Annotated in this window: 6 protein-coding genes; 3 read left to right on the top strand and 3 right to left on the bottom strand. The window is 45.7% G+C overall.

The features are described from left to right. Window positions 1-204: 204 nt before the first annotated feature. The 3 genes from PLA23_RS03190 to PLA23_RS03180 all read right to left on the bottom strand — a co-directional run bounded on the left by PLA23_RS03190 (window position 205) and on the right by PLA23_RS03180 (window position 4,567). Window positions 205-1,473, bottom strand: coding sequence for a tryptophan--tRNA ligase (locus PLA23_RS03190; RefSeq protein WP_324474001.1), 1,269 nt, complete (start codon window positions 1,471-1,473; stop codon window positions 205-207). Window positions 1,474-1,480: 7 nt separating this feature from the next. Then, window positions 1,481-2,488 (bottom strand): tRNA-intron lyase, encoded by a 1,008-nt coding sequence (gene endA / locus PLA23_RS03185; protein WP_324474000.1) that lies wholly within the window; start codon window positions 2,486-2,488, stop codon window positions 1,481-1,483. Window positions 2,489-2,695: 207 nt separating this feature from the next. After that, window positions 2,696-4,567 (bottom strand): PAS domain S-box protein, encoded by a 1,872-nt coding sequence (locus tag PLA23_RS03180; RefSeq protein ID WP_324473998.1) that lies wholly within the window; start codon window positions 4,565-4,567, stop codon window positions 2,696-2,698. 307 nt (window positions 4,568-4,874) lie between these two features. Here PLA23_RS03180 and PLA23_RS03175 point away from each other — a divergent pair, with 307 nt between their 5' ends. The 3 genes from PLA23_RS03175 to ablB form a co-directional block, all read left to right on the top strand. After that, the gene (locus tag PLA23_RS03175) at window positions 4,875-5,978 is read left to right on the top strand and encodes a KamA family radical SAM protein (protein WP_324473996.1); all 1,104 of its coding nucleotides are present in this window, start codon (window positions 4,875-4,877) and stop codon (window positions 5,976-5,978) included. A gap of 96 nt (window positions 5,979-6,074) precedes the next feature. Then, window positions 6,075-7,388, top strand: coding sequence for a lysine 2,3-aminomutase (gene kamA, locus PLA23_RS03170; protein ID WP_324473994.1), 1,314 nt, complete (start codon window positions 6,075-6,077; stop codon window positions 7,386-7,388). Beyond that, window positions 7,378-8,160: putative beta-lysine N-acetyltransferase (gene ablB, locus PLA23_RS03165; RefSeq protein WP_324473992.1), on the top strand; the 783-nt coding region annotated here is incomplete at its 3' end. The genes kamA and ablB, both read left to right, overlap by 11 nt.

Below are 8,160 nucleotides of genomic sequence, written 5' to 3'. Positions count from 1 at the left end.
GATGGAACAGGAAAGAACTACTTGAGAATAAACCAATCAATACAGTATATAGGAATCATCCCTTTTCTTTTGACATCATCCTTCTGAGCCGGAGAGAGAATGAGGATCGGGTATCACCTCTATGCAGGGCTGGTACAGGAGTCTGAACGTGAACATGGCTGTGAAACAGAAGAAGATTACGATAAAAGAAGAGATCGTAAAAATTTAACACCGTCTTTCAGACGCTATTTTCTCCGCTGCAACCGCCATCTTCTCCCTGAACTCATCCAGGAATGCCAAAACCCTGGCAGCAGTATCTTTTTTACACTGCCCGCACATGAGTTCACCGGCCATACATTTCCGTCTGATATCAGCGAGTTCTGCATCATCGGATACCATGTGAAACAGATTCAGCAGAAAAACGGGGCACTTATCAGCTTCTCCTCCAAGTTCTTTCTGCTCCTGGAGTGTCATCCGGCCACCGGTCAGGGCTGCCATGATCTTCTTTGTGACCTTCTTATCATCCTCGTAAAACCCAATAATACTCTCCGGAATACTTGATGACATCTTCCCACCGGTCAGACCGGGCATGAACCGGTGAAAGGTTGCCGAAGGGGTGACAAACCCATACCCACCGTGAGATCGCTCAATCGCCCTGACGGTCTTTTTCACCACATCAAGGGGAACATTAGTGATGTCTATATGACCCTCATACCGTTTCGACCCCCGAAAAGCCTTGTGTACTGCTTCCATCGCCTCATCAGGGGCCTCTTTTGACCGAACGCTGACATGGGTGTCCCGATCCTCAACGGTGAACATCCTGAGTTTGTGGGCGATTCCTCGCGTAAGTCTGATATGCGGATCCTGATCAAGTCCAACCGGGACAATGGTTGGTGCCGGATCTGATGTCACCTGCGGATGGAGAATATCTGCCACCTGTGTGAGGACACTCATCGCGTGACCGATGTCAGTATCCGGGGTAAACCCGTAAATCGCCGAGAGCTCTGAAAAGTTTACCTTTGCTGAGGCTTCAAATGCCAGATCCTGGACAACCCGGTTTGAACTCTGCTCATAGGTTTCCCCATGATATCCGAGGGCATACAGGCAGGAGAGGTATTCATTGCCATATTTCCGGCACTGTGCCCAGGAGAGATTGCGGACAGCATGTGCCTCGCGATCAGCTATGCAGATAAATCCCGTTCCTCCCTGCTGTACATGCCAGACCACCTCCTTCATAACCATCAGATGCCCAAGATGCGGGTGACCGGATGGCATAAACCCGGTCATCACATAAAAAGGCTCATGTGTTCTGATTGCATCTGCTATCTGGCGGTAATCGCGGTGTCCGAAGACTATTCCGCGTCTGATAAATTCAGGGACCTCTGGAAGCAGTCCGGTGATGGTCTCAATCCGTTCAATACCAAACTCGGCATGCAGACGCTCAATATCAACAGACTGGTCTGATGCCCATGGGTTCACAACTTCAGTATCCATGATGATTCTAGAGTTTTATTCGTGCAAATTCTGTGAAGACAATGCCCTCATCATGTATACCGGCAAATAACATCTTCTTTTTCACACTGTGAGCCATGCGGACAGACCGGGAGATGCTGTTCATCGGCAGTGTTTCTCCAAGGCCGATCGCTTGAACCAGCATCTCAGAGTGAATTTTCCTTCCTGAGTAAACCCTGAAATGATGACCGAATTTATACCCGGTCTTTGGGATATACTGAAGAGATCGCAGGTGACGATACACCGTAATCTTCTTATCAAGTTCGGGATCTGAATCTCCTATTCGTTCACGGTATTGTTCAGGGGTCAGTAGCTCTTTCCCTTGATAAATCGTAACCAGTTTCTGTTCCATAAGGTAGGCTGCTTCGACGGTTGCGAGCACTATCCTCGACTCATCAAGACGTTTTCCATAAAATGCCTGATCATACCCGCGGTCGGCATCGGCGGTAATGATGGCTGAAATATGTGACAGGATACCCTGTGCCGGCTGCGGTTCAGGGGTCCCCTCAAGTTTGGGAAGTGTCTGGAGTTTGACTTCGTAGTATGTTATCTCAAACTCGTCATCAACAACAGCAAGAATATGTTGTTTTCTCATATTCAGCGTGGTTCTGACCTCCTCCTGGACAACAGAAAAATCAATCAGGTCACGCTCTGAGAGTACCCGCACCATATACTGGGACTCTCCTTTTCCTGGTTTTTCTCCCCGCTTAAATACCCTGAAGTCATGAGGGCCGGTCTGGACCACGTATCCCCGTTCCCTGATATCACGGTACACCAGGAAAGATCTGAACATGTGGGCGTCTTCAGAGAACCTGACCAGAAGCGTGTCAAAATCATATCCGGGAATCTCAATTCTTCCCCGGTACACGAGATAGAGTGCTTCTACCGGAGAGAGCCGAAGCCCGTCCTTTTGTGGTCTGCCAAATCCGCTCTGCTCATAAAGGGCATATCCCTCTGACCCCAGCAGGACTTTATCTTCTTCTATCCGTGCCTTCACGCCTTAAGATTTGGGAGTTCATGAACATAAAACAGCCCCGGATATCCTGCCTGAATGCACCCGATCAGTTTTTTTAAACTACATGATGCTATATATAAATGAAGGGTAATTCGTGAAGAAAGGATTCTTAAAGCAGGGATGAACAGGGAAAACAGACAAAACAGAGAAACGTAACCCGGGATCTGAGGGTGAGAATAGAAAAAAGAATCAGGGGGCGGTATATTCTGCTGTCCGGTGCTGCATACGGCTTATCTCATCCCGAATTGCTGTAACATCGCGAAGCACAATCAAAATCGCTGATATAAGCCCAGCTTGATCCTTCTCAGGAATGAACATGGCATCCATCAGGATCTCCATGCCGTCATACTGGATGGTAAAAAGGTCATGAAGAGGAACACCGGTGATGAACACCGACTTAAACCGATCACAGGACGGAAAGATCTTCCGTATCTCATGAACCTCGCTGATATGTGAGCCAATGATTTTTTCCGGGCTGGTTCCGATTAATCTTCCGAGAGAAGGATTTGCATACAGGATAGTACCAGCACGATTGATGACCAGTATATCATCAAGAAGATGCTCGGCGATACCCCGGAGAAGCGCTCCTTCATCGCGGATTTTTGCTTCATCCTCGCGAAATGAGGTAATATCCCGAATCGATTGTATTGCTCCGGAAAGTTCCCCAGATTCTGAATAATACGGCGTTACTTTCACCCAGTAGATACGGGAGGTCCCGTCCTGCCGGTATGCAATCGTCTCTGCTGTCAGAGCTTCTCCTTCCTGGACAACATTTTTAAAAAATGCAGGTATTGATGGATCATACCGGTTAAATATCAGATCTACGAGAACCGGACGTCTGTATCCATAGATTGCCGGCACAAAAAGATCGATTGATTTTCCGATTGTTTCCTCAGACTGCAGACCAGTCATAACCTCCAGTTGTTTATTCCATAAAATGACCTGCTTGGTATTATCAATGGCAAAGGTGGGATCAGGGAGATGATCAAGTATCCATTTCATCCGCTGCTGTGATCTGACAACCTCTCGTTCCCGATGAATCAGGTCTGTAATATCAAAACCGGCAAGGATCATCGAGGCCCCCTTTTTCCCTTTCCGAAGCCTGATAAGGTTCCATGAATACACCTGATCGGTTAGCCGGTTTTCTAACATGAGTGGAGAATCCCAGTTTGAAAAATCTGTATCACCAGCCCTGACATCATTAATTTTATCTGCAATAAGGGCCCCGTGTTCGTCAATTATTGGAAACAGACTATGTAATAAAGCCGGGTGATCCTGTTCCCCGTCATGCAGATGAGCAATCTCTGATGCATAGTGATTGCAGAATACCACTCGTCCTTCTGTATTTATCTTCAGGATGATCGCCCGAACATTCTGGAGCAGGTCACGGATGGCCCGCTCACGGCTCGATAACTCACGAACCGAATTTTTTGCTTTTTCAAGATTGTTGGTGAGATCTGAATGAATGAGGGAGATCTGGTTTTCATATTCAGATACCAGACTCCGGGCTTTTTCCTTACATGAGATTACTTCTGTCTGATCCTGGGCTATCATTGCAGAACCGGTTTCCCCATTCAGGAGCTGTATTGCAAAAATCCGGTAATGCAGATATCGTTCTGTCTCTTGATCTGAAATGTGAATAATCCCTTCTATCGGTTGCTCCGGAGGATCCAGAAGGGTTTTGATAATATCTTCGGAAAAAATCAGGCTGAGAGAAGAGTATTGTAATGCCTTATCTTTCAGGTCAGCAGGAGCGAGAAAAACCTGAGATCCAAAGGCAGGGTTCACTTCCCGGATCGTTCCATCAGGATTGATGATGAGGATTCCTTCATCCAGAATTGCAAGTATATCAGAACCTGAAACCCGAAATGATGGCCGGTATATCTTCGCAGGTCCAAGTGAACGCCGTTCTGCCCGGCCGGCATGATAGAGAGACTCCAGGTACCGTGCCGCAGTGGTCCGGGTAATCTGCAATGACCGTGATACTGCCTCTATTGTAAGTCCTTCCCGGTGTTGACACAGAAGAGAGTAGACCTGTTCCTCATATGTTCCGGCAGACAAAACCGAACTCCCTTAAACTAAGATAGTTTATCAAAAGAATGGATATAGATTCCGAAGAGGAGAACCTAAGATTAGTACTAGTAGTAATCAAAACAAAGAAAGTATAAATATAAGTACTCCTAATTATATCATAACCTGGTTTTCTTAAACCTTATCTTATTGACTCTATACCTGGACCACAATTGCCCCGGATATTTCCTCCCCCCTTAATCGGGGTTTTAATTGTCGAACACCAGGAGGTGAACATGATGAAAGGGACATACATTACAGATATTACACAGATTCCATATTTTCAGTCCATGCCAGAATGCGAACAGAAAAAACTGCTCACAGTGACCGAGAAGTTCCCATTTCGGGCATCAGAACATTATCTCTCACTCATCGACTGGAATACCCAAACGATCCAATAAAACGGATCATCTTCCCTGACCCGGGTGAGCTGAATGGATCCGGAAGTCCTGATCCGTCTCAGGAGAAAAAATATACTGTCCAGCATGGACTTCAGCATAAATATCCCCAGACTGCCCTTCTGCTCTTATCTGATGTATGTGGAGGGATCTGCAGATTTTGTTTCAGAAAACGCCTCTTTATGGATTGTGAGCGTCAGACCATCAGGGACTATGCACCAGCCCTTGGCTATGTCAGGGACCATCCTGAAGTAACCGATGTTCTTCTCTCTGGTGGAGATCCGTTCATTCTTGCAACTTCCCGTCTCAAGCAGGTGATCCGGGAAATCAGGGAGATTGACCATGTCGGGATTATACGAATAGGGACAAAGATGCTGGCCTATAATCCCTATAGGATCACCGAAGATCCTGATCTCATCGATCTTATCAGGGGGGCTTCAGGCGGAGAGAAGAAGATCTATGTCATGGCTCATTTCAATCACCCGAATGAGATCTCTTCAGAATCGGTCAGGGCAATAGGAATGCTTCAGCAGGCTGGTGCAATAATCGTGAATCAGACGCCGATCATAGAGGGCGTGAACAATAATGCAGTTGTCCTGGCAGATCTCTTTAAAAAATTATCTTTTGTGGGAGTATCACCCTATTATGTCTTCCAGTGCCGTCCGACCATCGGGAATTATATCTATTCCGTTCCGGTTGAAGAGTCGTTCTGGACTTTGCAAAAGGCATTTAAAAGATGTTCTGAACTTGCCAAACGGGCCAGATTTATCATGTCACATAGCACCGGCAAGATAGAGGTTGTCGGTATGAATAACCATAATATCTTCATGAGGTATCATCAGGCAGCCGATCCTGAAAATTATGAAAAGTTTATGATCTCCTGCTCAAATGCCCATGCACGGTGGTTTGATGATTATGAACCGTTTACGCCAGGGACCGGACCGATCAGGGAGTGGCTGTTTGACCATGATCCTGCTGCCTATAGCGGGACCGCAACCTACTAAGTCTTTTTTGATTCCTATCAAGGGAGCAGATCAGGATCGTTTGATTAGAAAATTATTCCACTTCTGAAGAGATACTTCAGAATATTATGATCTATTATGACATTTGTGAAATCAATACCAGCATCAGACCCGCAACCCCCGGAACATACTCATGCCAGATGGAAAGACTGGAAATGGCAGGTTGGACATAGTATTACCGATCTATCCACCCTGGAACAGATGCTTGACTTAAAAATCTCCGCATCTGAACGGGAAGAGATGCATAAGACATGTGATCTCTTTCCCATGTCTATCACCCCCTATTATCTGTCTCTGATAGACACTGATGATCCATTTCATGATCCAATTTTCAAACAGGCAGTCCCTTCTGTCGGAGAACTCATCATTGAGGATTATGATATCCATGATCCATTGGCAGAAGATGAAGACAGTCCCTGCCCTCTCATCACACACCGGTATCCGGACAGGATCCTCTTTCTTATCAGTAACACCTGTGCCATGTACTGCAGACATTGCACACGAAAGAGAAAAGTAGGTCAGGTATCGTCAATACCCCTGGAAGAGGAACTGGATGCAGCCTTTTCATATATTAAGGCCCATCCTGAGATCCGTGACGTCCTGTTATCAGGAGGAGATCCACTGATGCTTTCAGACCATCAGCTGGACATGATCTTAAGCAGGTTACGGAAAATACCTCATATTGAGATTATCAGAATTGGTTCCCGGGTTCCCGTTGTTCTTCCTTTCCGGATAACTGATAATCTTGTTTCAATTCTCAAAAAATATCACCCGCTCTGGCTGAATACTCATTTTAACCATCCAAAGGAATTTACGGATGATTCACGTGCTGCTCTTGCGAAACTTGCTGATGCCGGCATTCCACTTGGAAACCAGTCTGTTCTTCTGGCAGGTGTGAATGATTGTCCGGTTATCATAAGAAAACTGGTGCATGAACTTGTGAAAAACCGGGTCAGACCATATTACCTGTTCCAGTGTGATCTTGCCGAGGGGCTTGCTCATTTCAGAATCCCGGTGGGAAAAGGAATAGAGATAATTGAAAGCCTGATCGGCCATACTTTAGGTCTTGCAGTTCCCACGTATGTAATAGATGCTCCCGGAGGAGGAGGAAAGATCCCGGTTATGCCCTATTACCTGGTATCATGGTCTTCAAATAAGGTAGTTCTTCGGAACTACGAGGGTATGTTTACCACATACCAGGAACCTGATTCGTACCAGGGAGTGACCTGTGATCTCCAATGTAAAGCATGTATTCTTCAGCATTCAATCGATCAGGATACCGCAGGAAAAAGAGCACAGGGCATTGAAGCATTATTGTCAGATTATGAGAATGAAATCACCATCCTGCCAGTAGATCTGGATAGGGTTACACGGAGAACAGATGGAGACTGATCTTATAGTTCCTATTGGCAAAAGCCTAATTCAACATGGGTATTTCAATAACCGCATATACCTCATACATTTCCATCCAGATGATGTGGAAGCAATCATGAAGCGGATTAATTATCTGCAACTCGTTTTCTCATATGGAAAAATTATCCTGAAAATCCCACGATCATTTTTAAGAGATTTCCAGACTCCGGATTCACGGGTTGAGGCTACTATCCGAGGTTATTATCAGGGGAGAGAAGATGCTCTTTTTTTATCCAGGTTTTATGATCATAACCGGGCAGAAGAAGATGCATATGGTATTATCCAAAAAAATCTGACATCATGCCAAAGTCAGCATCTGCCCTCCATTCAAAAAAATTCTTCAGCAGAGGATTTTCTCATACGAAAAGCTGAAGTATCTGATATTCCTGACATGTGTTCCTTGTACAGGAACGTGTTTGAGACATACCCCTTTCCCATTCATGAACCATATTATCTGAAAAAGATCATGAGCTCCGGGGTTCCATTCTTTATTGCGGAAACCGCTGAAAAAATAATTGCTGCAGGTTCTTGTGAGACAGATACCCATGCTTCCGCTGTTGAAATGAGTGATATTGCCGTAGATCCAAAATTCCGGGGGAAGGGTATTTCTAAAAGAATACTCTCGCAGATGGAGACCTATATGAAAGAGAATCAGGTGAAAACCGCATTTACCATCTGCAGAGCGGGACCACTTCAGATAAACCGGTGTTTTCAGGATTCGGGTATCAGTTTGGGGGGACGCTCATTAAGA

It is taken from the genome of Methanospirillum sp. (assembly GCF_035406105.1).
GTDB lineage: Archaea > Halobacteriota > Methanomicrobia > Methanomicrobiales > Methanospirillaceae > Methanospirillum.
Note: the sequence above shows the minus strand (reverse complement) of the source record. Positions and strands in the feature narration are given on the sequence as shown.

What these genes read in the sequence shown, in the direction of transcription:
- PLA23_RS03190 (WP_324474001.1), bottom strand. Translation starts at nt 1,473, where the DNA reads ATGGATACTGAAGTTGTGAACCCATGGGCATCAGACCAGTCTGTTGAT.
- kamA (WP_324473994.1), top strand. Translation starts at nt 6,075, where the DNA reads ATGACATTTGTGAAATCAATACCAGCATCAGACCCGCAACCCCCGGAA.
- PLA23_RS03175 (WP_324473996.1), top strand. Translation starts at nt 4,875, where the DNA reads ATGCGAACAGAAAAAACTGCTCACAGTGACCGAGAAGTTCCCATTTCG.